The sequence below is a fragment of the Aeromonas sp. QDB11 genome (assembly GCF_027705265.1).
GTDB classification, from domain to species: Bacteria; Pseudomonadota; Gammaproteobacteria; order Enterobacterales; family Aeromonadaceae; genus Aeromonas; species Aeromonas allosaccharophila.
Window position 1 is genome coordinate 95,305 of record NZ_JAPDBM010000003.1, and the last position, 24,323, is coordinate 119,627.

General features: G+C 62.0%; 24 protein-coding genes. 10 read left to right on the forward strand and 14 right to left on the reverse strand.

What is annotated here, in order from left to right; all coding sequences use genetic code 11:
- The first annotated feature begins 39 nt into the window (after nt 1-39).
- Nucleotides 40-1,464 (forward strand): N-acetylglucosamine-binding protein GbpA, encoded by a 1,425-nt coding sequence (gene gbpA / locus OKC40_RS01925; protein ID WP_270793951.1) that lies wholly within the window; start codon nt 40-42, stop codon nt 1,462-1,464.
- A 152-nt stretch (nt 1,465-1,616) separates the two neighbouring features.
- On the opposite strand, the gene OKC40_RS01930 is transcribed toward gbpA, so the two are convergent.
- From OKC40_RS01930 to OKC40_RS01980, 11 genes are all read right to left on the reverse strand, one after another.
- Nucleotides 1,617-2,453 (reverse strand): transporter substrate-binding domain-containing protein, encoded by an 837-nt coding sequence (locus OKC40_RS01930; protein ID WP_270793952.1) that lies wholly within the window; start codon nt 2,451-2,453, stop codon nt 1,617-1,619.
- Nucleotides 2,450-3,211: an amino acid ABC transporter ATP-binding protein gene (locus tag OKC40_RS01935; RefSeq protein ID WP_270793953.1), complete on the reverse strand. Its 762-nt coding sequence runs from the start codon at nt 3,209-3,211 to the stop codon at nt 2,450-2,452. The genes OKC40_RS01930 and OKC40_RS01935 overlap by 4 nt, the downstream gene beginning before the upstream one ends.
- Nucleotides 3,208-3,870, reverse strand: coding sequence for an amino acid ABC transporter permease (locus tag OKC40_RS01940; RefSeq protein ID WP_270793954.1), 663 nt, complete (start codon nt 3,868-3,870; stop codon nt 3,208-3,210). The genes OKC40_RS01935 and OKC40_RS01940 overlap by 4 nt, the downstream gene beginning before the upstream one ends.
- 92 nt (nt 3,871-3,962) lie before the next feature.
- The gene (locus OKC40_RS01945; RefSeq protein WP_182933427.1) at nt 3,963-4,628 is read right to left on the reverse strand and encodes an amino acid ABC transporter permease; all 666 of its coding nucleotides are present in this window, start codon (nt 4,626-4,628) and stop codon (nt 3,963-3,965) included.
- A complete protein-coding gene (locus OKC40_RS01950) occupies nt 4,625-5,836 on the reverse strand; it encodes a threonine synthase (RefSeq protein ID WP_270793955.1) in 1,212 nt (403 codons plus the stop codon). The genes OKC40_RS01945 and OKC40_RS01950 overlap by 4 nt, the downstream gene beginning before the upstream one ends.
- Nucleotides 5,837-6,037: 201 nt before the next feature.
- On the reverse strand, nt 6,038-6,985 hold the full coding sequence (gene cbl, locus OKC40_RS01955; RefSeq protein ID WP_182970322.1) for an HTH-type transcriptional regulator Cbl: 948 nt from the start codon (nt 6,983-6,985) through the stop codon (nt 6,038-6,040).
- A 123-nt stretch (nt 6,986-7,108) separates the two neighbouring features.
- Complete coding sequence (locus OKC40_RS01960; protein ID WP_042024145.1) at nt 7,109-8,176, reverse strand: sulfate/molybdate ABC transporter ATP-binding protein; 1,068 nt, start codon at nt 8,174-8,176, stop codon at nt 7,109-7,111.
- 23 nt (nt 8,177-8,199) lie between these two features.
- Nucleotides 8,200-9,090 (reverse strand): sulfate ABC transporter permease subunit CysW, encoded by an 891-nt coding sequence (cysW, locus tag OKC40_RS01965; protein WP_042059599.1) that lies wholly within the window; start codon nt 9,088-9,090, stop codon nt 8,200-8,202.
- Nucleotides 9,087-9,926: a sulfate ABC transporter permease subunit CysT gene (gene cysT / locus OKC40_RS01970; RefSeq protein ID WP_270793956.1), complete on the reverse strand. Its 840-nt coding sequence runs from the start codon at nt 9,924-9,926 to the stop codon at nt 9,087-9,089. Before cysT ends, cysW begins: the two co-directional genes overlap by 4 nt.
- A gap of 272 nt (nt 9,927-10,198) precedes the next feature.
- A complete protein-coding gene (locus OKC40_RS01975; RefSeq protein ID WP_075113856.1) occupies nt 10,199-10,774 on the reverse strand; it encodes an RBBP9/YdeN family alpha/beta hydrolase in 576 nt (191 codons plus the stop codon).
- Between the two features lie 63 nt (nt 10,775-10,837).
- Nucleotides 10,838-11,839: a sulfate ABC transporter substrate-binding protein gene (locus OKC40_RS01980; RefSeq protein ID WP_270793957.1), complete on the reverse strand. Its 1,002-nt coding sequence runs from the start codon at nt 11,837-11,839 to the stop codon at nt 10,838-10,840.
- Between the two features lie 211 nt (nt 11,840-12,050).
- Between OKC40_RS01980 and OKC40_RS01985 the strand changes: the two genes are divergently transcribed.
- The 4 genes from OKC40_RS01985 to OKC40_RS02000 all read left to right on the forward strand — a co-directional run bounded on the left by OKC40_RS01985 (nt 12,051) and on the right by OKC40_RS02000 (nt 14,652).
- Nucleotides 12,051-13,313, forward strand: a complete 1,263-nt coding sequence (locus tag OKC40_RS01985) for an MgtC/SapB family protein (RefSeq protein ID WP_270793958.1) — start codon at nt 12,051-12,053, stop codon at nt 13,311-13,313.
- 86 nt (nt 13,314-13,399) lie between these two features.
- Entirely contained in the window at nt 13,400-13,990 is a 591-nt protein-coding gene (locus OKC40_RS01990; RefSeq protein ID WP_058053895.1) for a sugar O-acetyltransferase, read from the forward strand.
- On the forward strand, nt 13,987-14,325 hold the full coding sequence (locus OKC40_RS01995) for a DUF1294 domain-containing protein (RefSeq protein ID WP_270793959.1): 339 nt from the start codon (nt 13,987-13,989) through the stop codon (nt 14,323-14,325). The genes OKC40_RS01990 and OKC40_RS01995 overlap by 4 nt, the downstream gene beginning before the upstream one ends.
- 114 nt (nt 14,326-14,439) lie before the next feature.
- A complete protein-coding gene (locus OKC40_RS02000; protein WP_005348798.1) occupies nt 14,440-14,652 on the forward strand; it encodes a hypothetical protein in 213 nt (70 codons plus the stop codon).
- Between the two features lie 67 nt (nt 14,653-14,719).
- On the opposite strand, the gene yrfG is transcribed toward OKC40_RS02000, so the two are convergent.
- Nucleotides 14,720-15,400: a GMP/IMP nucleotidase gene (yrfG, locus tag OKC40_RS02005; protein WP_270793960.1), complete on the reverse strand. Its 681-nt coding sequence runs from the start codon at nt 15,398-15,400 to the stop codon at nt 14,720-14,722.
- A gap of 144 nt (nt 15,401-15,544) precedes the next feature.
- On the opposite strand from yrfG, the gene nudE reads away from it, so the two are divergent.
- The 3 genes from nudE to OKC40_RS02020 all read left to right on the forward strand — a co-directional run bounded on the left by nudE (nt 15,545) and on the right by OKC40_RS02020 (nt 18,712).
- Complete coding sequence (gene nudE / locus OKC40_RS02010) at nt 15,545-16,153, forward strand: ADP compounds hydrolase NudE (protein WP_270793961.1); 609 nt, start codon at nt 15,545-15,547, stop codon at nt 16,151-16,153.
- A 37-nt stretch (nt 16,154-16,190) separates the two neighbouring features.
- Entirely contained in the window at nt 16,191-17,003 is an 813-nt protein-coding gene (gene cysQ, locus OKC40_RS02015) for a 3'(2'),5'-bisphosphate nucleotidase CysQ (protein ID WP_042053272.1), read from the forward strand.
- A 437-nt stretch (nt 17,004-17,440) separates the two neighbouring features.
- Nucleotides 17,441-18,712 (forward strand): aromatic amino acid transport family protein, encoded by a 1,272-nt coding sequence (locus OKC40_RS02020; RefSeq protein ID WP_270793962.1) that lies wholly within the window; start codon nt 17,441-17,443, stop codon nt 18,710-18,712.
- A gap of 75 nt (nt 18,713-18,787) precedes the next feature.
- On the opposite strand, the gene metJ is transcribed toward OKC40_RS02020, so the two are convergent.
- The gene (gene metJ, locus OKC40_RS02025; RefSeq protein ID WP_005343046.1) at nt 18,788-19,111 is read right to left on the reverse strand and encodes a met regulon transcriptional regulator MetJ; all 324 of its coding nucleotides are present in this window, start codon (nt 19,109-19,111) and stop codon (nt 18,788-18,790) included.
- Between the two features lie 210 nt (nt 19,112-19,321).
- Between metJ and metB the strand changes: the two genes are divergently transcribed.
- A complete protein-coding gene (gene metB, locus OKC40_RS02030) occupies nt 19,322-20,494 on the forward strand; it encodes a cystathionine gamma-synthase (RefSeq protein ID WP_270793963.1) in 1,173 nt (390 codons plus the stop codon).
- Nucleotides 20,494-22,950, forward strand: coding sequence for a bifunctional aspartate kinase/homoserine dehydrogenase II (locus tag OKC40_RS02035; protein WP_270793964.1), 2,457 nt, complete (start codon nt 20,494-20,496; stop codon nt 22,948-22,950). The genes metB and OKC40_RS02035 overlap by 1 nt, the downstream gene beginning before the upstream one ends.
- A 91-nt stretch (nt 22,951-23,041) precedes the next feature.
- On the opposite strand, the gene OKC40_RS02040 is transcribed toward OKC40_RS02035, so the two are convergent.
- The gene (locus tag OKC40_RS02040) at nt 23,042-24,307 is read right to left on the reverse strand and encodes an inorganic phosphate transporter (RefSeq protein WP_058053889.1); all 1,266 of its coding nucleotides are present in this window, start codon (nt 24,305-24,307) and stop codon (nt 23,042-23,044) included.
- Between the last annotated feature and the right edge of the window lie 16 nt (nt 24,308-24,323).

Here is a 24,323-nt window from a genome sequence, read left to right on the forward strand (position 1 = left end):
GGCCAACTGACTGCCCACATCTGTCGAACAGAGGAATGTATGGCAGCAAAAATCCAACTCAATCACATCGCCGCGGTGCTGGCCCTGCTGGCCAGCGGCAGCGCCCTGGCGCATGGCTACATCAAGCAGCCCGAGAGCCGCAACTACCTGTGCAACACCGGCGGCAACAGCCAGTGTGGTGGCGTGCAATGGGAACCGCAAAGCGTGGAGGGCCCCTCCGGCTTCCCGCAAACCGGCCCACAGGATGGTCAAATCGCCTCGGCGGGCAGCCCGCGCTGGAGCGAGCTGAACATCCAGACCAGCGATCGCTGGACCAAACGCGAAGTACAGCCCGGCCCCTTCGCCATCAGCTGGACCTTCACCGCCAACCACGTCACCCGCAACTGGCGCTACTACCTCACCAAGCAGGACTGGAACCCCAACCAGCCGCTCACTCGCACCTCGTTCGACCTGACCCCCTTCTGCGTCATCGACGGCAACATGGTGCAGCCGCCCAAGCAGGTGACCCACAACTGTACCCTGCCGGAGCGCACCGGCTATCAACTGATCCTCGGCGTGTGGGAAGTGGGCGACACCAGCAACAGCTTCTACAACATCATCGATGCCAAGTTCAAAGATGGCAGCCAGCCGCCACTGGAGTGGAGCCAGGCAGGCACCATCTACCCCTCCATCGACCTCGCGGTGGGTGACAAGGCAATGACCCGGGTATTCGATGCCAACGGCGAACGTCCCGAACTGCAGACCGTGCTGACCATCGCCACTGCCGAGCAGGGCCAGAAGAACAACTGGGCCCACGCCCTCGCCAGCAAGATCAACGCCGAACAGAGCCAGATCCGCGCCGGTCAGCAAGGGGCCGATGGCCAGTTCAATCCTGTCTACGGCATGAACCCCGTCTATCTGAAACGCGACAGCAAACTGGAGCGGGTCGAGATTGACCTGCAACAGCTGCAACCGCCGGTGGTGGACAACATCAGCGTCAGCGGTCTGGCCAGTGACTATGTGCTGGACAACGGCAAGGCAACCCTGGACTTTACCGTCACCGCACAGGGCGATCTGGCCGTTTCCAACACCCTCTATGATCACGGCGGCGTCGCCAGGGGTGAAAGCCGTGCAGATATCAAAGACAGCAGCCACACCTTTACCATGGCGCTGGAAGGGCTCACGGCAGGTCACCACCAGCTGGTGATCAAGGCCACCCCGAAAGCGGGTGGCGAGACCCTCCAGCAGACCCTGGATCTGATGTTCAAGGAGGCGAGCAGTGGCGGCGACTACCAGTTCCGCTTCCCGAACGACATCAAGTCTTACACCGCCGGTACCAGGGTGTTGCAGCCGAAAAACGGCAAGGTCTATCAGTGCAAGCCCTTCCCCTACAGCGGCTACTGCGTGCAGTGGGCCACCACCGCCACCCACTATGAGCCGGGTGTCGGCTCCCACTGGCAAGATGCCTGGATTGAGCTGAACTGATCCGCGCAAGCGCAACCATAAAAAAAGGCGTCACCCCGAACGGGGGACGCCTTGAAAAGCCAAACCTTGCGGTTTGCATACCAACGGAACCAAGACCTCACTCTTCACTTACTTCACACACTCAACACACTCTTCAAAACAGGGTTTGTCCATTAACCCTGCCATTTTCCTCCTTCGACAATCACATCATTCGGATCGGTATCAGGGCTCAGCTTGTCACGCACATACTGGTCATAGAGTTTCAGCAGGTACTTCTCCTCCCCCAGCTTGGCGAGACGGTCGTTGACCCAGTCACGCAGCTCGATATTGCCCTTCTTCACCGCCGGGGCGATGGGATCTTCCGAACCCAGTTTTTCGGGCAATACCCGATAGCCCGGATTCTCCTTGGCCCAGCTGAACAGCACCAGGTTGTCCTGGGCGTAGGCGTCGCCACGGCCCTGGGCCAGCGCCTGCAAGGATTCGGTGTTCTTCTCGAACTTGAGCACCTTCCACTCCGGGTGGTTGCGGGTCAGCCAGATGTCGGCCGTGGTGCCGGTGGTCACGATCAGGGTCTTGCTGGCCAGATCGTCGAGCTTCTTGGCCGGACTCCCTTCCGGCACCAGCACCTGTATCGCCACTCGCAGGTTCGGGTTGGTGAAATCCACCACCTCGCGCCGCTCCGGGGTCACCGTCATATTGGCGAGGATCAGATCCACCTTGTCGCTCTGCAGGAAGGGGATGCGGCTGGCGGGCTCCACCGCCACGAACTCGATCTTGCTCTCATCCCCCAATAGATCCTTGGCGAAGCGGCGGCCCAGATCCGTGTCAAAACCGACGTAGTTGCCCTTCTCGTCCACGTAGCCAAACGGCGGCTTGTCGGTGAAGACGCCGACGATGAGCTTGTCCCGCGCCTTGATCTTGTCGAGAGAACCATCCGCCGCATGGGCAGCGCCGCTGGCGATACCCAGCCCCAACAAGGCACTGAACAGAACCGAGGTGATTTTTTTCATGCTGACTCCTTTCGTTTGATGACATTTGTATATGAAAACTTGGCGAGGAACTGGCGCGCACGCTGGCTCCCGGGGTTGTCGAAAAATTGGTGGGGCGCGGCCTGCTCCAGAATGTGGCCGCCATCCATGAAGACGATGCGATCCGCCACCGCTCGGGCGAAGGCCAGCTCGTGGGTGACGATGAGCAGGGTCATGCCGCTGCCGGCGAGATCGCGGATCACCTCCAGCACCTCCTGCACCATTTCCGGGTCGAGGGCCGCGGTTACCTCGTCAAACAGCATCACCTGCGGGTTCATGCACAGCGCCCGCACGATGGCGATCCGCTGCTGCTGACCACCGGAGAGCTGGCGCGGATAGTCATGGCGCCGCTCCCACAGACCGATGCGGGTCAGCAGCTGCTCGGCTTGCAGCAGCGCCTCTGACCGCTCCCGCTTTTGCACCTGCAGGGGGCCAAGCAGCACGTTCTCCAGCACCGTCAAGTTGGGGAAGAGGTGATAGCTCTGGAACACCATGCCGATCCGCTGGCGCACCCGCTGCCAGTCGGTGGCGCCATCCAGCAACACGCCATCGAAGCGGATCTCGCCCCCCTGAATCGGCTCGAGCCCGTTGAGGGTGCGCAACAAGGTGCTCTTGCCGCAGCCGCTCGGCCCCAGAATGACGATCACCTCCCCGGCGCGCACGCTGAGGCTGATCCGATCCAGCACCCGATTCGGGCCGAACTGTTTACTGACAGAACCGAGTTCAAGCAGAGGTGTCATACCGCATTACCCCATTGTTGCTCCAGCCGGCGCGAGGCTAGCGAGAGCGGATAACAGACCAGAAAAAAGAACAGAAACAGCAGACCGTAAATAAGCAGCGAGCCATAGGTACGCTCGATGATCTGCTGGCCCACCTTGATCACCTCTACCACCCCGATCAACACCGCCAGCGAACTGGTCTTGATGATGCGGGTGTAGATGTTGATGGTCGGCGGCGTCAGCCGCTGCAACGCCTGCGGCAGCAACACATGGCGATAGAGCTGCCAGGTCGAGAGCCCGAGCGCCAGCCCGGCCTCCTGCTGACCACGGGCGAGGGACCCCAGACCACCACGCACCACCTCCCCCACCTCGCTGGCCCCCCACAGGGCGAGCACCAGCACGGCGCACCAGAAGGCCGGAATATCGAGGCCGAAAAAGATCGGCAACCCGAAGAAAAAGAGATAGAGCCACACCAGCACCGGCACCACCCGAAACAGCTCGAGATAAAGCCGCAGCAGCCCCCGCACCAACCGACCGCCCTGTTGCGCCAGCACGCCGTAAACAACACCGCCGAGGGTGGCAAACAGGATGGCCAGCAGCGAGATGGCGAGGGTCTGGCCTGCGCCCACCGCCAGCAGTGGCAGTGCCTGCGTCAGCTGCTCAGTGATCGAACTGACCATATTGAGCCCTCCTTTCCTGCGTCTCGGTGGCGAGAGACGGTGACAGCTGGAAGATAAGTGCCCACATCGGGATCCTCGCCTGCATTAGCTGCTCAGTGACCGAACTGACCATGTTGCAGCCTCCTTTCAACGACTCGCAGAGCGAGGGAGAGCGGCAGAAAAATCAGCACGCACATCAATGTCAGTACCGCCAGCATCTCGTAGGTCTTGTAGTAGAGGGCGATGTAATTCTTGGTGGTGTAGAGCAGCTCTGGCACCGCCACTGCCGAAGCCACCGTCGTCTCCTTGAGCAGGAAGATGAAGTTGGCAAACAGCGCGGGCAGAGTGGCAAGCCAGGCCTGGGGCAGCTGCACGTGGCGCAGCAGTTGCCAGCGGGAAAGCCCAATAGCCCGGCCAGCCTCCAGCTGACTGGCGGGCACCGCCTCAATGCCTGCACGCAGCGCCTCGGTCAGATAGCCACCGCCGAGGAAGGTCATGGCGATCACCGCGGTGGTAAACCCGGAGAGCGACAAGCCCAGCGCAGGCAGCCCGAAATAGAGAAAGAACAGCTGGATCAGCAGCGGCGTGTTGCGGGCCAGCTCCACATACCCACGGATCAGCGCGCTGAGAGGCCGCTTGTGCAGGCTCAACAGCACCACATTGAGCAGGGCGACCGCCAGCGAGGTGAGGATCACCAGGGTTCCCAGTTGCAAGGTGACCCAGACTGCCTTGCCGAAGGCGGGCAGCGTCGTGACGATAAAGGGCAGATCCAGATTCATGCCGGGATCCTCCCGTCACGCTGCAGACGCTGGGGCAGCACAGTGATCGCATCCGGGTACTTGATACCGGCACCGGTATTGAGCACCACTACCCGCTCTCCCCCACGGATCCAGCCAGCCTCGCGCAGTTGACGAGCAGCAGCAAACGCAGCGGCCCCCTCAGGGCAGACAAAGCTCCCTTCGCGAGAGGCAAGCTGGCGGATCTCGCTCTGGATGGCCTTGTCATCCACCGCGATGGCGCAACCCTCGGTGCGATAGAGGGCGTCCAGCACCAGAAAATCCCCCAGAGCCTTGGGCACATTGATGCCGAATGCCAGGGTTTGGGAGTCGGGCCAGAAGCTCGATTCGGTGGCTCTCTGTTGCCACGCCTGCACAATGGGCGCGCAGCCGCTCGCCTGAACTGCTACCAGCCGGGGCAACGCCCCCTTGACCCAGCCCAGCTCCTGCAGCTCGCGCAGCGCCTTGTAGATACCGATAAGGCCGACCCCGCCGCCGGTGGGATAGAGGATCACATCCGGTAACGTCCAGCCCAGCTGTTCGGCAATCTCCAGCCCCATGGTCTTCTTGCCCTCAACCCGGTAAGGCTCCTTCAGGGTTGAGGCGTCAAACAGGGATTGATCCGCTACCGCCTGCGCCACCTGGCGACCGGCATCGCTGATCAGGCCATCCACCAGATAGAGACGGGAACCGGCGAGGGAGGTCTCCAGCCGGGTGATGGCGGGGGCCGCCTGCGGCATCACTATGGTGCTGCGCAGTCCGGCGCGGGCACCGTAGAGCGCCCATGCGGCGCCAGCGTTGCCGTTGGTCGGCATGGCGAAGTGAGTGACGCCGAGTTCACGCGCGCGGGAGATGCCCACCGCAGCACCACGGGCCTTGAAGGAGCCGGTGGGAATAACGCTCTCGTCTTTCATCCAGAGATCCGGAATACCGATCTGCTTGCCCAGCGTGGGGAGTGGCAGCAGCGGGGTGAACCCCTCCCCCAGTGTCACGACGTGAGCGGGGTCGCGCACCGGCAACAACTCGTGATAACGCCACAAGCTGGCAGGGCGACCCAGCAATGCCGCCGGGTGCCAGGATCTCTTCAGCGCATCGAGATCGTAACTTGCCAGCAGTGGCGCACCTGCCCGGCTCAGTTGCCAGGGCTGGTCGGCATCATGGATCTCGCCACTCTTGCTGCAGCGCAGATGTGATAGGTAGCTATACGGCATGCTTTATCCTGAATGGGTCGACTTTGGTCAGTCACTTATTCCATCCTGCAACCCAAGTACCGGATAACAAACAAAATTAACTGGCAAACCTAAGTGAAAAAATTCATATGAAGCCGTCTGTTTTCGCTAGCGATATCATCTGCCAGCAATAAAGAAAGGGGAGCCATTAGCTCCCCTTCTTGTCTTGTTTTCTCTTCCCATTCAAATCTGGAAGTCGAGGGCAGGCTCACTGCCCATGGCGCGAGCCTGAATATCCGCCAGCGCCAGCTCGGGGTTGCAGAGCTGGATAAACTGCCAGGCAAAGTTGTGATGGAACTGCCCCTGCTTGAGACCGATCCAGGCGGTATGCGGCGCAAACAGATGGCTGCCATCGAGCTGCACCAGTCCCTGATCGCGCAGGGGATCGAACGCCATGTCGGCCAGAATGCCGACCCCCATCTCCAGCTCGACATAGGTCTTGATGACGTCGGAGTCCTGCGCCGTCAGCAGGATCTGCGGCTCGATGCCCGCCTCGGCAAAGGCCTCGTCCACCCGCACCCGGCCGGTCAGCCCCGCCTGATAGGTGATGATGGGCCAGTTGGCCAGCGCCGCCAGGGTGAGCTCGCTCTCGCTGGCGAGGGGATGCAGCTCGGGCACCACGATATTGTGGTGCCAGCGGTAGTAGGGAAATGCCACCACCCCTTCGCTCTTGTCGAGCTGCTCGCTGCTGATGCCGATATCCACCTCGCCAGTCTGCACCAGCCGCACTATCTCCTCCGGGCTGCCCTGACGCAGCTCCAGCTGTACCAGCGGGAACTGCTCGCGAAACGCCTTCACCACCCGCGGCAGGGCATAGCGCGCCTGGGTATGGGTAGTCGCCACCAGCAAACGGCCCGAGTCGCGGTTGGCAAAGGTGCTGGCCAGTTTGCGGATATTGTTGGCGTCATTAAGGATGCGCTCGGCAATCACCAGCAGCTCCTTGCCGGGCTCGGTCATGCCGAGCAGCCGCTTGCCATAACGGATGAACAGCTCTATGCCCAGCTCCTCTTCCAGCTCGCGGATATGGCGGCTCACCCCGGATTGGGAAGTAAAGAGCGCGTTGGCCACCTCGGTCAGGTTGTAATCCCGCCGCGCCGCCTCGCGGATAATACGTAACTGCTGAAAATTCACCTTGTCGCCTCCTGCGAAGGGTGGCGACACTGCTTGGTCAACACCCTCATTTTTTGTTATATGGCCGGGATCATGCCCGGCTAACAGTCTGAACCGGGCGGCCACACCGCCCGCAACGCAGCATCAAATCTGGTAGTCGGGATAGAACTGCGCCTGTCTGGCCACCAGCCTCACCCCCTGACCCGGCGCAAACAGTTTGGCCGCCTCCTTGGTCAGCTCCGCCTCGTAGTGCGCCCCTTTGGTCTCGCCATCGCCGCGCAGCTCCACCCGAATGCGTGGCCCCATGGGCAGCAGACGGGTAATGGTGGCACGGATCCCGCCCGGCGCATCGGCGGGCAGGATCTCCAGCTCATGAGGGCGGACATAGGCGATGGCGGCACTGCCGTGGGCCAGATGGGAAGCCGACGGCCCACCTAGCAACTGCTCGCCGATGCCGAACCCCTGCTCGGCCACCCGACCACGGAACTGGTTCACACTGCCAAGGAAACTGTGGACGAAAGAGCTGGCGGGCTGGTCGTAGACCTCGGCCGGGGTGCCGATCTGCTCGACCCGGCCGGCATTCATCAGCACCACCCGATCCGCTACCTCCAGCGCCTCCTCCTGATCGTGAGTCACGAACAGGCTGGTGACATGCAGCTCGTCGTGCAATTCGCGCAACCAGCGGCGCAGCTCCTTGCGCACCTGGGCATCGAGGGCGCCGAAGGGCTCGTCCAGCAGCAGTACCTTGGGCTGCACTGCCAGCGCGCGGGCCAATGCGACCCGCTGACGCTGACCACCGGAGAGCTGGGTCGGATAGCGCTCGGCCACGTGGCTGAGTTGCACCAGATCCAGCAGCTCCTTGACCCGAGCGCGAATGGCCGCCTCGGCCGGGCGCTCGCTGCGCGGTTTGACCCGTAGGCCAAAGGCTACGTTCTCGAACACCGTCATATGGCGAAACAGGGCGTAGTGCTGGAACACGAAGCCGACGTTACGCTCGCGCACATGGAGATCCGAGGCGTCCTCGCCGCGGATGATGACGCTGCCACTGTCGGCCTGCTCCAGCCCGGCGATAATCCGCAGCAGCGTGGTCTTGCCGCAACCGGAGGGGCCGAGCAGCGCCACCAGCTCACCGTCGTGAAAGTCGAGGTTGATGTCTGCCAGCGCCGCGTACTGATTGAAATGCTTGTTGAGTTGTTGAACCTGAATGCTCATGGCTGCCTCTTTAATACGGTGATTCAGTGAGATTTGGTGGGCTGACCACGCAACCGGGCCAACAGGGTTTCACCCAGCAGGGTGAAGATCCCGAACAGGGCCAGCAGGCTGGCCACCGCGAAGGCGGCGCCGGTCTGGTACTCGTTGTAGAGGATCTCGATATGCAGCGGCAGGGTATTGGTCTGGCCGCGAATATGGCCGGAGACCACCGACACGGCGCCAAACTCCCCCACCGCGCGGGCGGTACAGAGCAGCAGGCCATACATCAGGCTCCAGCGGATGCCGGGCAGGGTGACGCGCCAGAACATCTGCAAGCCACTCGCCCCCAGCATGATGGCCGCCTCCTCCTCTTCCGGGCCGCGCGCCTCCATCTGGGGCAGCAGCTCGCGCACCACGAAGGGTACAGTGATGAAGGTGGTGGCCAGGATGATGCCCGGGGTGGCGAAGATGATCTTGATATCGTGCTCGCTCAGCCAGTCACCAAACCAGCCGCGGCTGCCAAACAGCAGCACCAGCATCAGACCGGCGATCACCGGCGACACCGAGAACGGCAGATCGATGATGGTGATGAGCAGCTGACGACCGGGGAAGCGAAAGCGGGCAATGGCCCATGCCGCCGCGATCCCGAACAGCAGGTTGAGAGGCACGGCAAACAGGGTCACCAGCGCGGTGAGGCCAAGGGCGCTCAGGGCATCCGGCTCGCTGATGGCATGCCAGAAGAAGGCAATCCCAGGCGTCAGTGCCTGAATAAAGACGGTTGCCAGCGGCAGCAGCAGCAGGGCGGCAAACCAGCCCAAACCGACCGTGATCAGCAGCCACTTGACCCACTGGGGTTCACGGATCACGACCGGTGCCTTGCGAACGGGGGTCGCCTCCACCGGGGCCACCTCAATGGCGATAGCAGATGAACTCATATCCGGCTCCCTCCGATGCGAGACCAGCTCCAGGCCTGCAACTTGTTGATTAGCAGTAGTAAAATGAACGAAATCAGCAGCATCACCACGGCGATGGCGGAAGCACCGGCGTAGTCGTACTCCTCCAGATGGCTCATGATCATCAGCGGTGCGATTTCGGAGACCATCGGCAAGTTGCCGGCGATAAAGATGACGGAGCCGTACTCCCCCACCCCGCGGGCAAACGCCAGCGCAAAACCGGTGAGCAGGGCTGGCACCAGGGTCGGCCACAGCACCCGCAGGAAGGTCTGCCAGCGATCGGCACCGAGGCTGGCTGCTGCCTCTTCCTGCTCGCTCTCCGCTTCCCGCAGCACCGGCTGCAGGGTGCGCACCACGAATGGCAAGCCGATAAAGGTGAGTGCAATCACCACGCCGATGGGGTTGTAAGCAAGCTGGATGCCGAACGGCGCCAGCAGCTGGCCGATCCAGCCGTTGGGGGCGAAGATGGCACACAGGGCGATGCCGGAGACGGCGGTCGGCATGGCAAATGGCAGGTCGATCAGCGCATCTACCAACCGACGACCGGGGAAGGTATAGCGCACCAGTACCCAGGCCAGGATCAAGCCGAACAGGCTGTTGAGCAGCGCCGCGATAAAGGCCGCGCCGAAGCTCAGGCGAAAGGAGGCGAGCACCCGGGGTGAACCGATCACCTGCCAGAACTCGGCAGCGGTCAGGTTGTTGACCGCAAACAGCACCAGTGCCGAGAGCGGCAACAGCACCAGCAGGCCCAGATAGAGCAGGCTGAACCCCAGGGTGGTGCCAAAACCGGGCAGGACAGAATAAGAACCAAATCGCATAACACATCCATCTGTTATGAAGAATTTTCGATATGGTGATTCTGCGCACTCTTCCAATCAGCAACAAACATCGTTTGCGACTTTGCTAATCACTTTTTTGTCTAACAACGGTAGGACAAGGCTTTTAGAGCGATCCAAATAAAAAAAGGTCTTTTATATAAATAAAAGACCTAAGAAATGGAGCAATACGGAGCGGAGCATTCAAAGAACGGGGGGCGTGGAGCCGCCAACGAACAGTGTGTTCGCCAACCCTCCAACCACGTCACAGATAACTAGCGAAAACCGAGCTCGACCGGCCGGGGCGAAGCCACCTTGACCGGCGTCACCACCAGCTCGCCACGGCGATAGAGAGCACCCAGCAAATGCAGCCCCTGCAGCCAGTCCCCATGACCGGACTGGGCATTGATATGGCCCGCCTCACCGGCATCGAACAGCGGCACCTGCCACTGACGACTCCAGTATTCGGCACGTTCAAAGCTCATCCAGGGATCGTTGCGGCTGGCCACCAACTGGGCCGACACCTGCAGCGGCCCGGCCAATACCTCATCCGCAATGCCAAAACGGGCGGGATCGGCGGGGGCCACCAGAAAGATCGAGGCGACCTTCTCCGGCTGCAAGCGGGCCGCCGCGATGGCGGTCAGCGCGCCGAAGGAGTGGGCCACCAGATGGACCCGGCTGCGGCGACTCTTCAGCTTGCTCGCCAGCTTGGCACTCCAGACCCTGAGGTCCGGCTTGTCCCACGGCAGCCCTGTCATCCGCTGCCAGTGGGGAAAGTGATCGTGCCAGCGGCTCTGCCAGTGATCCGGCCCGCTGTTGTGCAGACCGGGAACCAGGAGGATCTTGTTCATCTTGGTGCTCCTATCGGCTGGCACAGGGGCCAGTGCTAAAGATGGGGTAAGTGCTTGTCAGCCTCAGCCACCCGGTTGATAAATCTGGTCAAACAGACCGCCCTGGGCGAAGTGCTTCTTCTGGGCCTTCTCCCAATCCCCTTCCAGATCCTTGACGGTAAAGAGGGCAAGTTTCGGGAACTGGGCCGCCGTCTCCTTCAGGATCGCCGGGTTGCTGGGGCGATAGTGATGTTTGGCGACAATATGCTGCCCCTCGTCAGAGTAGAGATAATCGAGATATGCCTTGGAGACCGCCTCGGTACCGTGCTTCCTGGCCACCTTGTCCACCACCGCAACCGGCGGCTCCGCCAGAATGGAGACCGAAGGCACCACCAGCTCGAACTTGTCGCTGGCACCCGCCTGACCAAGCACCAACAGGGCTTCGTTCTCCCACGCCAGCAGCACGTCACCAAGACCGCGCTCGGTAAAGCTGGTGGTGGCGCCACGAGCGCCGGAGTCCAGCACCTTCACGTTCTTGTAGAGATCGCCGACAAACTGCTTGGCCCCCTCTTCACCGCCGCTCTTCTTCAGGGCGTAACCCCAGGCGGCCAGATAGTTCCAGCGAGCCCCGCCGGAGGTCTTGGGGTTGGGGGTGACGATGGCGACATCCTTGCGCACCAGATCGTCCCAATCCTTGATCTGCTTGGGGTTGCCCTTGCGCACCAGGAAGACGATGGTAGAGGTATAAGGTGCCGCGTTGTTGCCAAGACGACTCTGCCAGTCGGTGGCGGTCAATCCCGCCTTGGCGACGGCATTGACGTCGTAGGCGAGCGCCAGCGACACCACGTCAGCTTCCAGCCCATCCACCACGGCGCGGGCCTGTTTGCCGGAGCCACCGTGAGACTGGCTCACCACCACGTCGTCGCCGGTCTTCGCCTTCCACTCCTTGGCAAAGGCGGCGTTGTACTCCTGAAACAGCTCGCGGGTCGGATCGTAAGAGACGTTGAGCAAACGGATCTCGGCGGCATTGGCCTGGCCAAATGCCAGCAGGGAGAGCAGGGTCAGGGCGGTCATTCGCAGTTTCATGGTGATTCTCCATATCTTGTTGGGTTGAGAACAGCATGCCGTGGAGTTGTTATGCCCAGAAGGAAGAAATAACTCTTTGCTTATCTCTTTTTCTCATATCAGCCACTTGCACCGGGAGCCGGACGCAGACTCTGTGAGCCATGCCCCTCTGCCTCCTTACGCCCTGTGCCATCATGGGATCAGGCAGCAACAACGCGAAAAGGAAGCCGCCATGTGGATCAATGCCGAACCCGTCAACGGAGCCCTGGTCTCGCTGGCCATCGGTCTTATCATCGGGCTGGAGCGGGGCTGGCAGGTACGCCAGCTGGGGGACAACCAGCGCATCGCCGGGATGCGGACCTACGGCCTTATCGGCCTGCTCGGCGGGGTGTGCGGTTTGCTGTTGCCGACCCTGGGCCCCTGGCTACCGCTGCTCGGCCTGCTGGCGGTGGTAACCGGCTGCGGCCTCTCGGTCTGGCTGGCCCAGCGCTGGCAGGGGGAGTTCGGCCTCACCAGCTCGGTGGCCATGCTGCTCACCTACCTGCTCGGCCTGATGTCGGTGCTGCTCAGCCCGAGCGAGGCGGTCGCCTGCGCCGTACTGGCCGCCCTGTTGATGGGCTTGAAGGGGCAGATCCAGCAGGGGATGCTGTTTCTCAGTGAAACAGAGTTCCACGCCACCCTGCGTTTTCTGCTTATCTCGCTGGTGCTACTGCCGGTGCTGCCCAACGAGGAGATGGGGCCCCTCGATGCCTTCAACCCCTTCAAGATCTGGCTGATGGTGGTAGTGATCGCCGGCATCTCGTTTTGTGGCCACTTCGCGGTGCGGCTGCTCGGCACCCGCTCCGGGCTGGTGCTCACCAGCATACTGGCGGGACTGGCCTCCTCCACCGCCCTCACCCTGCAGTTTGCCCGCCTTAACAAGGAGCAGGGCGGGCTGGAGCGGCTGCTGGCCACCGGCATCCTGCTGGCGGGGGCCACCATGTGGTTGCGGCTGCTGGTGCTGGTGCTGCTCATTCACAGCGAACTGGCTATGCGCCTCGTCGTCCCCCTGTTGCTGCTGGCCACCACAGTCTACGGCTTTGCCTTCTGGTTCTGGCGTCAGCGCGAGGAGCTGACCGACGGCCCGGTAAAACCGGAAACCAGCAACCCGCTCGATCTGGCCACCGCCATCAAGTTCGGCCTGCTGCTGGCGCTGATCGGCTTTATGGCCACCCTGCTGCAAGACAAGGTGGGCAACTCCGGGGTCTATCTGCTGGCGCTGGTGTCGGGGATCACCGACGTGGACGCCATCACGCTGTCGCTCTCCCAGCTCTCCCACAAGGAGCTGGCGCTGGAGGTGGCCGCCCGCGGCATCCTGCTCGCCGGGCTGGTCAACTCGCTGGTGAAGGGGTTGCTGGCCCTCGGCATCGGCGGCCGCAGTCTGGGGCTGCGGGTGCTGCTCCCCTACTTCGTTTCGGCCCTGCTGATCCTGCCCCTTATCTGGCCCGCAGGTTGACCGGGATCACCTGCCATAAGTGACAGACTGACGCCCCTCCCGCTTGTCACGTATACTGCCTGCTCTTGCAGCATGAGGAGGTAGCGATGGCGAGCGACTGGGACAAGGTACTGGCAGGCGGGGCACTGGATAGCCAGAGCGAGGAGATAGCCAACGACCGGATCCGCGGTCAGGCGCTGCTGGCCAAGCTCAACGGTTCACCTGCAGGCGATGGCCCTCTGCGCCAGCAGATCTGCCGCGAGCTGTTCGGCCACTGCCCCGACTCCTGCTGGATCAGCACGCCGTTTACCTGCGAGTTTGGCCGCAACATCCATATCGGCGAGAAGACCTTCTTCAACTTCAACGTCACCATTCTCGATGTGGGCGAAGTGCACATCGGCAGCCATGTGCTGCTGGCCCCCAACGTGCAGATCTACACCGCCACCCACACCATGAACTATCTGGAGCGGCGCAACTGGACTGCCTACAACAAGCCGGTGCGGATCGGTGACGACTGCTGGATTGGCGGCGGCGCCATCATCTGCCCCGGCGTCACCATTGGGCCGCGCTCCATCATTGGCGCGGGCGCCGTGGTCACCCGCGACATCCCGGCCGACTCGGTGGCGGTGGGTAATCCGGCCAAAGTGATCCGCAAACTCAAGCAGGATGAGGAGCGCTGCTGGGAGCTGGCACAATGATGTCGCTGGCACTGCTGCCACTGGGCGCCGCCCTCTGGCTCGGCCTCGGCAGCCAGCAGTGGTGGCCGCTGGCCGTGCTGCTCACCATGAGCCTGCTGACGGTGGCCGCCTACGCCTGGGACAAGCGGCAGGCGGTGCGCGGCGAGTGGCGCATTCCCGAATCCCGCCTGCATCTGCTGGAGCTGTGCGGTGGTTGGCCGGGGGCGCTGGTGGCCCGCCAGTGGCTGCGCCACAAGACCCAGAAGCGCAGCTACCGGCTGGTCTTCTGGTTTATCGTGCTGCTGCACCTGACCCTGTGGGCGCTCTGGCTTGGCCGCCCCCTCTGGCAGCAATAGCCAACTGCATCACAAAGGCGAAACGGGCCCCATTGCGACCAATTGGCGGCTATGAGAAAACAGAACGGATCCCATCAGCGTTTTCGCCGTTTATAGACGACAAGGAGTCGTGACATGACCATGTGGACAGGCATAGTCCTGATCGTATTTATCAGCGTATTGTTCGGATACCTCGGCAAGCGGGCTCGCTACCAGATGGGGGATGCCCGCATCACCGATCGCCTCGGCAAGCAGGATCTGGTCATCCGGGAGCTACAGGAGCGGGTCGCCAATCTGGAGGCGATCGTCATAGAGGAAGAGAAACGGCGCCCGTTTCGGGAGCTGTGATTTTTCACCGCCAGGTTTCAGATACAGAGAGGGCTGCATGATGCAGCCCTCTCTTGTTTGAACTGATTCAAATTACCAGCGGCAGCAACTCGGCATAGTCGCGGATCGCCGGAAAAGCGGTGATGTTCTGCTCCGGCTTGCAGCTGTCCGGATTCTGGATCGCCAGCTGGTAGCCGATGCCATAGTCGGCGGCCGCCCGCAGGATCCGCTCGCTATCATCCACAAACAGGGTACGGGCCGGATCGAACGCCAGCCGCTGTGCCAGCGCCTGCCAGCAGTGCTGGCTCTCCTTCGACCAGCCCAGCTCGTGGGTACTCACCATCAGATCCAGATGCTCGCTCAGCCCCAACTGCGCATCCTTCACCGACAGACTGGCGGGGTGGGCATTGGTGAAAAGCACCAGCTGCTTGCCCGCGGCACGCAGCTCGGCCAGAAAGGGGATGGCGTGGGGACGCCACTGGATCTTCGCCAGCAGCTCCTGCTTGAGGGCACGGATGTCGAGCCCCAGGGTCTCGCTCCAGTAATCCACGCAGTACCAGTTGAGGGTGCCGTTGACGGCGTGATAGTGGACATCGATCTGCGTTTTGGCTTCATCCAGCGGCAGCCCGAGCCGCTCGGCGTAACGCTCCGGTACCAGCTGCTGCCAGAGGTGGTTGTCAAAATGCAGGTCGATCAGGGTGCCATCCATATCGAGCAAGACGGTATCTATCTGGCGCCATGGCAAGGTGGTGGAGCAGGAGTGTGGCATCGGGCCTCTTGATCGCGGATCTCGGAAAACGGGGCGGCAGTATAACGGATTTTTCCTCCCCCTTTGCCATCCCTGACCCGTGGTGTTCGGTGTGAGAGTCGTTTACTCTTGAAGCACGATTTTTTAACGAGCAGCCAGCGTCCGATGAGCGACCCCCACAAGAGCAAACCCGAGCACATCTCAGCCGACCAACTGGATAACCCCAAGAGCAAACCGGAGATCCTCAAGGCCGAGATCGTGGCCGAGAGTCGGCTGTTCAGAGTGGAGTCCCTCCACCTCAAATTCTCCAACGGCGAAGAGCGGGTCTACGAGCGGATGCGCGGCGGCAATCGTGGCGCCGTCATGGTGGTGCCGCTGTTCGATGCCCACACCCTGCTGCTGGTGCGCGAATATGCCGCCGGCACCCACTCCTACGAGCTGGGCTTCCCCAAGGGGCTGATCGACCCGGGTGAAGATGCCTTCGAGGCGGGCAACCGGGAGCTGATGGAGGAGGCGGGCTTTGGCGCCAGCAGCCTGACCCTGCTCAAACAGGTGTCGCTGGCGCCCGGTTACTTCTCCAGCCGGATGGATATTTTGCTGGCCCGGGATCTCTTCCCCGAGCAGCGGGTGGGTGACGAACCCGAACCGCTGGAGGTGATCCCCTGGCCGCTGAACCGTATCGACGAATTGCTGGCGCGACCCGACTTCACCGAGTCGCGCAGCATCAGTGCCCTGCTCTTGGCCCAGAAGTGGCTGGCGGAACAGGCAGAGTAGCCCGCAGACGGGCAGTTAACAGACAGAGGATAACGAGATGCAGGAGTTGTTGGCCTGGGTGCCGGGGGTCAAGGAGATTGCCCGCGAAGCCGGAAGGATCCTTCACGACATCTATCACGGCGGTCAGTTCGAGCGTCAGCTGAAGGAGGATGCGACCCCGGTCACCAGTGCCGATCTTGCTGCCGATGCCTACCTCAAGCAGGCGCTGTCGGCGCTCACCCCCCATGTGCCGGTGCTGACCGAAGAGGCGGCCGACATCCCCTTCAGCCAGCGATCCAACTGGCGGCAGTACTGGCTGGTGGATCCCCTCGACGGCACTGGCGAATTTATCGCGGGCAGCGGCGACTTCGCCACCCTGATCGCCCTGGTGCGGGACAATGTGCCGGTGCTCGGAGTCATCTACGCTCCCGAGTCCAACGTGCTCTACTGGGCAGTGCGCGGCTACGGCGCCTTCAAGGAGGTGAACGGCGAGGTACTGCCCATCAGCGCCATGCACCACGAGCATGACCAGCCCGACTCACTGGTGGTGGCCATCAGCCGCCGCCAGAAGCTGGAGAACCTCACCCGCCGCCTCAACCCGGCCATCAACTACGAGCTGATCCCGCTTGGTTCCAGCTCCCTCAAATCCTGTCTGGTGGCGGAAGGTGCGGCCGATTGCTACGTGCGGCTCGGCCCCACCGGCGAGTGGGACACCGCCGCCGCCCAGTGCATCGTCGAGGCAGCCGGTGGCCGCATCCTCAGCCTGGCGTTGCAGCCGCTCAGTTACAACGAAACCGAGTCGCTGGAGAACCCGGACTTTATCGTGATGGGGGATCCGGATCTCGCCTGGGGTAGCATTCTGGCCCACTAGGCGGATAGCGATGTCATCACACCAGACATGCAGGCGGCCCGATGGCCGCCTGCTTTTTCAGAGTCGTTGTCAGGGGTGATGGCCGGTGTGATCCGCTGGTCCAGGCGCGCTTGCACAGCGTGATACGCTGGCAAAGCGGCAAAATGATAGTGAAACATCACAATCGGTCGGCGAGAAATGGTGCAATTTTTCACGTAATTCTGAAAACCCCTGATTAGCCAAAATAAAAAAATGAGAGCAGATCAAATTTTGGTTTTATATTTCACAAAAATCACCAATATCAGTTTTTTTTCATTCTGTGACCCAGATTCCATTCCCAATCTCGCTGGCTAAACCCCGCAATGGCAGTGATATGTTTCAGTCTCACTTTTTGAGAATTAAATCCCGATAAACCACAATAAACCCAGATTAAAACACTAACAAAAAGTGAATTAGTAATGAGTTTATCTGTAGAGGCTACCAAGGAGCTATCAGGTTCCTGCTCCACCACTGCCAGCACCACCCGCTGGCGCCGTCACGACACCCACTGGGTTATCAGCCTGTTTGGCACCGCCGTTGGCGCCGGCATCCTGTTCCTGCCTATCAATCTGGGTCTGGGCGGCATCTGGCCCCTCGTCATCGTCGCAGTACTGGCAGGCCCCATGACCTTCCTCGCCCACCGCGGGCTGGCGCGCTTCGTGCTCTCCTCTTCACGCCCCCACGCCGACTTCACCGAAGTGGCGGAGGAGCATTTCGGCAAGATGGCCGGTCGCCTCATCTCGGCGCTCTACTTCCTCTCCATCTTCCCGATCCTGCTCATCTACGGGGTCGGGCTGACCAACACGGTGGAGAGCTTCATGGTCAACCAGCTCGGCATGGCGACCCCGGATCGGGTGATGCTCTCCGGCGTGCTGGTGTTTGCCATGATCGCCGTGATGCTGGCGGGTGAGAAAGCGATGCTGCGCGCCTTCGCCTTTATGGTCTATCCGCTGGCGGCCATTCTGGCAGCGCTCTCCTGCTACCTCATTCCCCAGTGGCAGTGGCCAGAAGTGACCGCGTTTGAAGGGGTCAGCTTCCTCAATACCGTCTGGCTGGCGCTGCCGGTCACCGTGTTCGCCTTCAGCCACGCCGCCGCCATCTCCGGCTTTGCCAACGTGCAGCGCCGTGAATATGGCGAGCAGGCAGAAGCCAAGAGCGGCCTGATCCTGCGCAACACCACAGTGATGCTGGTGGGATTCGTGCTGTTCTTCGTCTTCTCCTGCGTGCTGAGCCTCTCGCCAGCCCAGCTGGCTGAAGCCAAGGCGCAGAACGTCTCGGTACTCTCCTATCTCGCCAACATCACCGACAACCCGGTGATCGTGACTCTGGGGCCGCTGATCGCCTTTATCGCCATCAGCTCCTCCTTCCTCGGCCACTTCCTCGGTGCCCGCGAAAGCCTGAAAAGCCTGATCGCCAAGCCCATAGGGCTGTCGCTGGCCAAAGCGGACAAGCTCGGCATCGCCCTGATGTTCTTCGCCATCTGGGGCGCCGCCGTCATCAACCCAGGGATCCTCGGCTTGATGGAGACCCTCTCCGGCCCGGTCATCGCCATGATCCTGTTCATCATGCCGGTCATTGCCATCTACAAGGTGGAGGCGCTGGCCCGCTTCCGTCACGGCTGGACCAACGGCTTTATCCTGCTGACCGGTTCGCTGGCGGTATCGGCGCTGATCTTCAGCCTGCTGAAATAAGCACAGCCCCGCGAACGGGGCTGCTGAAACGACAAGAGGCGACCCAGGGGTCGCCTCTTGTGCATGGCAAATCGCTTACTCTTTGTCGAAATCTTCGATCTCTTTGCCCAGCGCTTCCATGATGGCGCGCGCTTCGGCGGGGACGCTGTCCGGATGATCCTTGCGCAAGTCTTCGTCGCAAGGGAGCGGCTGGCCGGTGAAAGCGTGCAGGAAGGCTTCACAGAGCAGCTCGCTGTTGGTCGCATGACGCAGGTTGTTCACCTGACGGCGGGTGCGCTCATCGGTCAACACTTTCAACACCTTGAGCGGGATCGAGACGGTAATCTTCTTGACCTGTTCGCTCTTCTTACCGTGTTCCGCGTAGGGGCTGACGTAGTCGCCGTTCCACTCTGTTCCCATGACTCACCTGTTCTCATTTAGCCGTGAGCGCGGATTTTAACCCTTAAGGAAATTAATGGCAATCCAACAGCAAAGCCATTTAGACGTCTGGAAGTGTTGACGGCTTTTTTGTGCTGGCGTAAGGTGGTTCACCATAGGCCAGTAATGGCAGGATCGCCGTGGCGCAGGCAACGCAGCCATCGCCCAGAGACAGTTCAAGGAGAGAGTAACATGACCCACAAAGCCACCCTGGCGGTTCGCACCGGGATTGAGACAGACCAGCAGCACGGTGCCGTGGTGCCCCCCATCTACCTCTCCAGCAACTACACCTTTGCCGACTTTGGCGAGCCCCGTCAATACGATTATGCCCGCTCCGGCAATCCGACCCGCACCAATCTGGCGGACGCGCTGGCGGCACTGGAAGGGGGCGCGGGCGCCGTGGTCACCGGCACCGGCATGGGTGCCGTCCATCTGGTCACCACAGCACTGCTCAAGGCGGGGGATCTGCTGATCGCCCCCCACGACTGCTACGGCGGCACCTGGCGTCTGTTCGAGTATCTGGCGGCCAAGGGCCACTACCGGGTGCAGTTTGTCGATCAGGGTGACGAGATCGCACTGGCCGCCGCACTGACACAAAAGCCGGCATTGGTGTGGGTCGAGACCCCCTCCAACCCGCTGCTGCGGGTGGTGGATATCAGTGCCATCGCCAGTGCCGCCCACGAGGTGGGTGCGCAAGTTGTAGTGGACAACACCTTCCTCTCTCCCCTGCTACAACAACCGCTGGCCCTCGGTGCCGATGTGGTGGTGCACTCCACCACCAAATACATCAACGGTCACTCCGACGTGGTGGGCGGGGTGGCGATTGCCAAAGAGGCGGCACTGGCCGAATCCTTGGTGTGGTGGGCCAACTGTCTGGGACTCACCTCCGGCGCGTTCGACTCCTACCTCACCCTGCGCGGTCTGCGCACCCTGGCCCCCAGATTGCGCACCCATCAGGAGAACACCGATCGCATTCTCGCCTTCCTGCAACAGCAGCCGCTGGTGAAACGCATCTATCACCCCAGCCTGCCGAGCCATCCGGGCCACGATATTGCGCGCCGTCAACAGTCCGGCTTCGGCGCCATGCTAAGTTTTGAACTCGATTGCAGCGAGGCAGGCATTCGCGCCTTCCTCGCGGCCCTCACCCTCTTCTCGGTGGCCGAGTCCCTCGGCGGGGTGGAGAGTCTGGTGGCCCATCCGGCCAGCATGACCCACAGGGCCATGACCCCGGCGGCGCAGCAGGCAGCAGGTATCAGCAGCCAGTTGCTGCGGTTGTCGGTCGGTATTGAATACGGTGAAGACCTGGTGGCCGATCTGGCTCAGGCTTTTGAACAGGCGCAGCAGGCAGAACAGGTAGCGAAGTAATGGAACAGCAGCAACAAGGAGAGATCGCGGTGGCAGCAGAAGCAGGATTGAAGCGACGTCACGTCCACAAATTCGGTGGCAGCAGTCTGGCGGATCCGGTCTGTTATCGCCGGGTCGCCAGCATCGTTGAACAACAGGTGGGCGGGGATGAACTGATCGTGGTCTCCGCCGCTGGCAAGACCACCAACCGGCTGATCCAGCTGGTGGAGCTGGCCGAAGCGGGGGACGAAGCCGCCGGTGAAGCCATCTCTGCCCTGCAGGCCTATCAGCAGAGCCTGATCGACGGCCTGCTGGAAGGGGAACTGCAGCTCGATCTGAGCAAGCAGCTGGCCGACGACATGCAGTTGATTGCCAAGACGCTGGAGGGGCAGTTTGACCGCTTCGCCCGCAACGGCCTGCTCGCCTTTGGCGAGGTGTGGTCAGCGCGCCTGCTGGCAGCCCTGCTCACCAGCCGAGGCGACAAGGCTATCTGGCTCGATGCCCGCAGCTTCCTGCGCGCCGAGGATGGCGCTCTGGTCAAGGTAGATACTGCCCTCTCCAGCGAGCTGCTCAAGGCGCGACTGGCGGAGCATGCCGGCCGCATCGTGGTAACCGGCTTTATCGCTGCCGACATGGAGGGGCGCTCCCTGCTGCTCGGTCGCAACGGTTCCGACTACAGCGCCAGCCTGTTGGCACTGCTGGCGGACGGCGAATCCACCACCATCTGGAGCGATGTGGCCGGGGTCTATAGCGCCGACCCGCGTCGGGTGAAGGAGGCACGCCTGCTGGAGCGCCTGAGCCTCGCGGAAGCCAACGAGCTAGCCCGTCTTGGCTCTTCGGTATTGCACTCGCGCACCCTGCAACCTGTGGCCGACAGCCGCCAACGCCTCACTTTGCGCTGCAGCTACAACCCGGATGAGGGCTGCACCCACATCCTGCGCCGCGCCCCCCGCTCCGGCGGCGCCCGCATCGTCTCCTCGGTGGATCAGATCGCCCTCATCGAGCTGAAGGTGCTGCCGCAGACCAACTATGAACAGACGGTGGCCACCATCGAGGCCCATCTGGCCCGTCACCGTCTCAACCCGCTCACCCTGCAGCGCCAGCCGGATCGCCGGATCCTACGTCTCGCCTACACCCTTGAGGTAGCACAGGGCGCCTTCGAGCTGCTGCGCGACTTCCAGCTGCAAGGGAGCTTCACCGGCCTCATCCAGAAAGAGGGGTTCAGTCTGGTGGCGCTGGTCGGCGCCGGTGTCACCGACAACGCAGAACAGTGTCACCGCTTCTACCAGTTGCTGGCGGATCAGCCGCTGGAGTTCGTACAGGTGGCCCGAGATGGCCTGAGTCTGGTGGCCGTGCTGCGTCAGGTAGTGCTGGAGCCGCTGCTCATCGCCCTGCACAGCGCCCTCTTCAGCCGCCCAACCCGGGTCGGACTGGTGGTGTTCGGCAAGGGCAATATCGGCGGCCACTGGCTGAGCCTCTATGCCCGCGAAAAAGCGCGGCTGGAACATGAACTCAATCTGGCGCTCACCCTCTACGGGGTGTTCAGCTCGGAAGGGGGCCTGCTGGATGAAGAGGGGCTCAACCCCCTCAAGGTACAGGACAACTTCAACCCCAAACCGCTGATCTGGCCGGAGTTGCTCTCCCAGCTTGAGCAGCACGGCTTCGATGCGCTGATTGCGCTGGACATGACCGCCAGCGAAACGGTGAGCCGCTACTATCCGGATTTTGCCCAGCTCGGCATTCACATCATCGCCGCCAACAAGTTTGCCGGTGCCGCCGACAGCGAGTTCTACCAGCGCATCAAGCAAACCTGCCGCGACCATCAGGTGCAGTGGCGCTACAACGCCACCGTGGGCGCTGGGCTGCCGATCCAGTCCAGCATCCAGATGCTGCGCCAGAGCGGCGATCGCATTCAGGGGGTCTCCGGCATCTTCTCCGGCACCCTCTCCTGGCTGTTCCAGCAGTATGACGGCACCCGCCCCTTCTCCGAGCTGGTGGACGAAGCGTGGCAGCACGGCCTGACCGAACCGGATCCCCGCGAAGATCTCTCAGGTCAGGATGTGCGGCGCAAGCTGCTCATTCTGGCGCGGGAGGCGGGCTTCGAGCTCGACTCCGCCGATATCGAGCTGGAGAATCTGGTGCCCGTTCCGCTGCGCAAGGTGACCGCCGATCAGTTTATGGATCGCCTGAAAGAGCTGGATGGCCCGGTCCAGACCGCCTTCGAAGGGGCCAAGCGGCTTGGTAAGGTGCTGCGCTACGTCGCCCGCTTTGAGCATGACGGCAAGGCGCGGGTCGGACTGGAGGCGCTGGAGCCGCACCACCCGTTTGCCAACCTGTTGCCATGCGACAACATCTTCGCCATCGAGAGTGACAGCTACCGCACCAACCCGCTGGTGATCCAGGGGCCGGGAGCGGGTCGCGAAGTGACCGCCGCCGCCATCCAGTACGATCTGTGGCAAATCTGCGCCAGCCTCTAAGGCAGATAATGCAAAGGGAGCAGCTCAGCTCCCGCGCACAATAAAAAAGCCCGAGTCGATGACTCGGGCTTTTTGCTGAATGGCGCTTCGATTAGGAGAAGCAGGCCTGCAGCACATAGAAGATCGCGATAGCCAAAATGGCACCGGCAGGCAGGGTGATGATCCAGGAGACCACGATGTTGCGCAGCACACCCAGATTCAACGCCGCAATACCGCGCGCCAGACCCACACCCATGACCGCACCGACCAGGGTCTGGGTGGTGGAGATGGGCAGACCGGTGCCGGAGGCAATCACCACGGTCGCGGCAGTCGCCAGCTGGGCGGCGAAACCACGGCTCGGGGTCAGGTGAGTGATGCCGGTACCGACCGTTGCCATCACCTTCTCGCCCATGGTCGCCAGACCGATCACGATACCGATGCCGCCGAGCGGCAGGATCCACCAGGCAATGTGGGAGCTACCGCCGATTTCGCCGCCGGAAGCCACGATAGAGGCCACCGCAGAGAGCGGGCCAATGGCGTTCGCCACGTCGTTGGAGCCGTGGGCAAAGGCCATGGCACAGGCGGTGATCACCATCAGGATGCCGAACACCTTCTCCACGTTGGCGAAGTGCATCTTGCTGTCATCCTGCGGGTTGTACTTCTGACCGCGAATGTAGATCCAGCCGGCAAAGGCCACTGCGATGGAGATGGCAACGGAGAGCAGAATGCCCTCGCCATCGGTCAGGTGCAGACCAACGTGGGTCAGCCCCTTCTTGATGGTCACCAGACAGATCACCAGCGCAGTCAGGAACATGTAGAACGGCACATAGCGCTTGGCATTGTTCAGCGGATCATCGGTGTTGAAGATAAGCTTCTGCACGCTGATGAACATGAAGTAGGCGATGACACCGGAGATGGCCGGGGTGATGACCCAGGAGCCCACGATGCCGCCAAACTTGCTCCACTGCACCGCTTCCGGGCCAATGCTCACCACCGCAAAACCGACGATGGCGCCGATGATGGAGTGAGTGGTCGAGACCGGCCAGCCGAAGTAGGAGGCCAGGATCAACCAGGCGCCCGCCGCCAGCAGGGAGGCGATCATACCGAGCACCAGCAGATCCGGACTGTCGACAAACGCATTGCTGTCGATGATGCCGTTACGGATGGTGGCCGTCACTTCGCCACCGGCCAGATAGGCACCGGCAAACTCGAAGATCATGGCAATGATGATCGCCTGACGGATGGTCAGGGATTTGGTGCCGACCGATGTGCCCATGGCGTTGGCAACGTCATTCGCGCCAATGCCCCAGGCCATCAAAAAGCCGAACAAGGCCGCCACGAGCACCAGAGTGGTGCCGTAATTCGCGATAATGTCCATTAATAGTGTTTACCCA

Coding starts and splice junctions, on each gene's coding strand:
- OKC40_RS01990 (WP_058053895.1), top strand. CDS start 13,400: ATGGCGAGCGACTGGGACAAGGTACTGGCAGGCGGGGCACTGGATAGC.
- OKC40_RS01995 (WP_270793959.1), top strand. CDS start 13,987: ATGATGTCGCTGGCACTGCTGCCACTGGGCGCCGCCCTCTGGCTCGGC.
- OKC40_RS02000 (WP_005348798.1), top strand. CDS start 14,440: ATGACCATGTGGACAGGCATAGTCCTGATCGTATTTATCAGCGTATTG.
- cysW (WP_042059599.1), bottom strand. CDS start 9,090: ATGAGTTCATCTGCTATCGCCATTGAGGTGGCCCCGGTGGAGGCGACC.
- nudE (WP_270793961.1), top strand. CDS start 15,545: ATGAGCGACCCCCACAAGAGCAAACCCGAGCACATCTCAGCCGACCAA.
- cysQ (WP_042053272.1), top strand. CDS start 16,191: ATGCAGGAGTTGTTGGCCTGGGTGCCGGGGGTCAAGGAGATTGCCCGC.
- gbpA (WP_270793951.1), top strand. CDS start 40: ATGGCAGCAAAAATCCAACTCAATCACATCGCCGCGGTGCTGGCCCTG.
- cysT (WP_270793956.1), bottom strand. CDS start 9,926: ATGCGATTTGGTTCTTATTCTGTCCTGCCCGGTTTTGGCACCACCCTG.
- OKC40_RS01960 (WP_042024145.1), bottom strand. CDS start 8,176: ATGAGCATTCAGGTTCAACAACTCAACAAGCATTTCAATCAGTACGCG.
- OKC40_RS01950 (WP_270793955.1), bottom strand. CDS start 5,836: ATGCCGTATAGCTACCTATCACATCTGCGCTGCAGCAAGAGTGGCGAG.
- OKC40_RS01930 (WP_270793952.1), bottom strand. CDS start 2,453: ATGAAAAAAATCACCTCGGTTCTGTTCAGTGCCTTGTTGGGGCTGGGT.
- OKC40_RS01980 (WP_270793957.1), bottom strand. CDS start 11,839: ATGAAACTGCGAATGACCGCCCTGACCCTGCTCTCCCTGCTGGCATTT.
- OKC40_RS01975 (WP_075113856.1), bottom strand. CDS start 10,774: ATGAACAAGATCCTCCTGGTTCCCGGTCTGCACAACAGCGGGCCGGAT.
- yrfG (WP_270793960.1), bottom strand. CDS start 15,400: ATGCCACACTCCTGCTCCACCACCTTGCCATGGCGCCAGATAGATACC.
- OKC40_RS01945 (WP_182933427.1), bottom strand. CDS start 4,628: ATGAATCTGGATCTGCCCTTTATCGTCACGACGCTGCCCGCCTTCGGC.
- metJ (WP_005343046.1), bottom strand. CDS start 19,111: ATGGGAACAGAGTGGAACGGCGACTACGTCAGCCCCTACGCGGAACAC.
- OKC40_RS02020 (WP_270793962.1), top strand. CDS start 17,441: ATGAGTTTATCTGTAGAGGCTACCAAGGAGCTATCAGGTTCCTGCTCC.
- OKC40_RS01940 (WP_270793954.1), bottom strand. CDS start 3,870: ATGGTCAGTTCGATCACTGAGCAGCTGACGCAGGCACTGCCACTGCTG.
- metB (WP_270793963.1), top strand. CDS start 19,322: ATGACCCACAAAGCCACCCTGGCGGTTCGCACCGGGATTGAGACAGAC.
- OKC40_RS01985 (WP_270793958.1), top strand. CDS start 12,051: ATGTGGATCAATGCCGAACCCGTCAACGGAGCCCTGGTCTCGCTGGCC.
- OKC40_RS02040 (WP_058053889.1), bottom strand. CDS start 24,307: ATGGACATTATCGCGAATTACGGCACCACTCTGGTGCTCGTGGCGGCC.
- OKC40_RS01935 (WP_270793953.1), bottom strand. CDS start 3,211: ATGACACCTCTGCTTGAACTCGGTTCTGTCAGTAAACAGTTCGGCCCG.
- OKC40_RS02035 (WP_270793964.1), top strand. CDS start 20,494: ATGGAACAGCAGCAACAAGGAGAGATCGCGGTGGCAGCAGAAGCAGGA.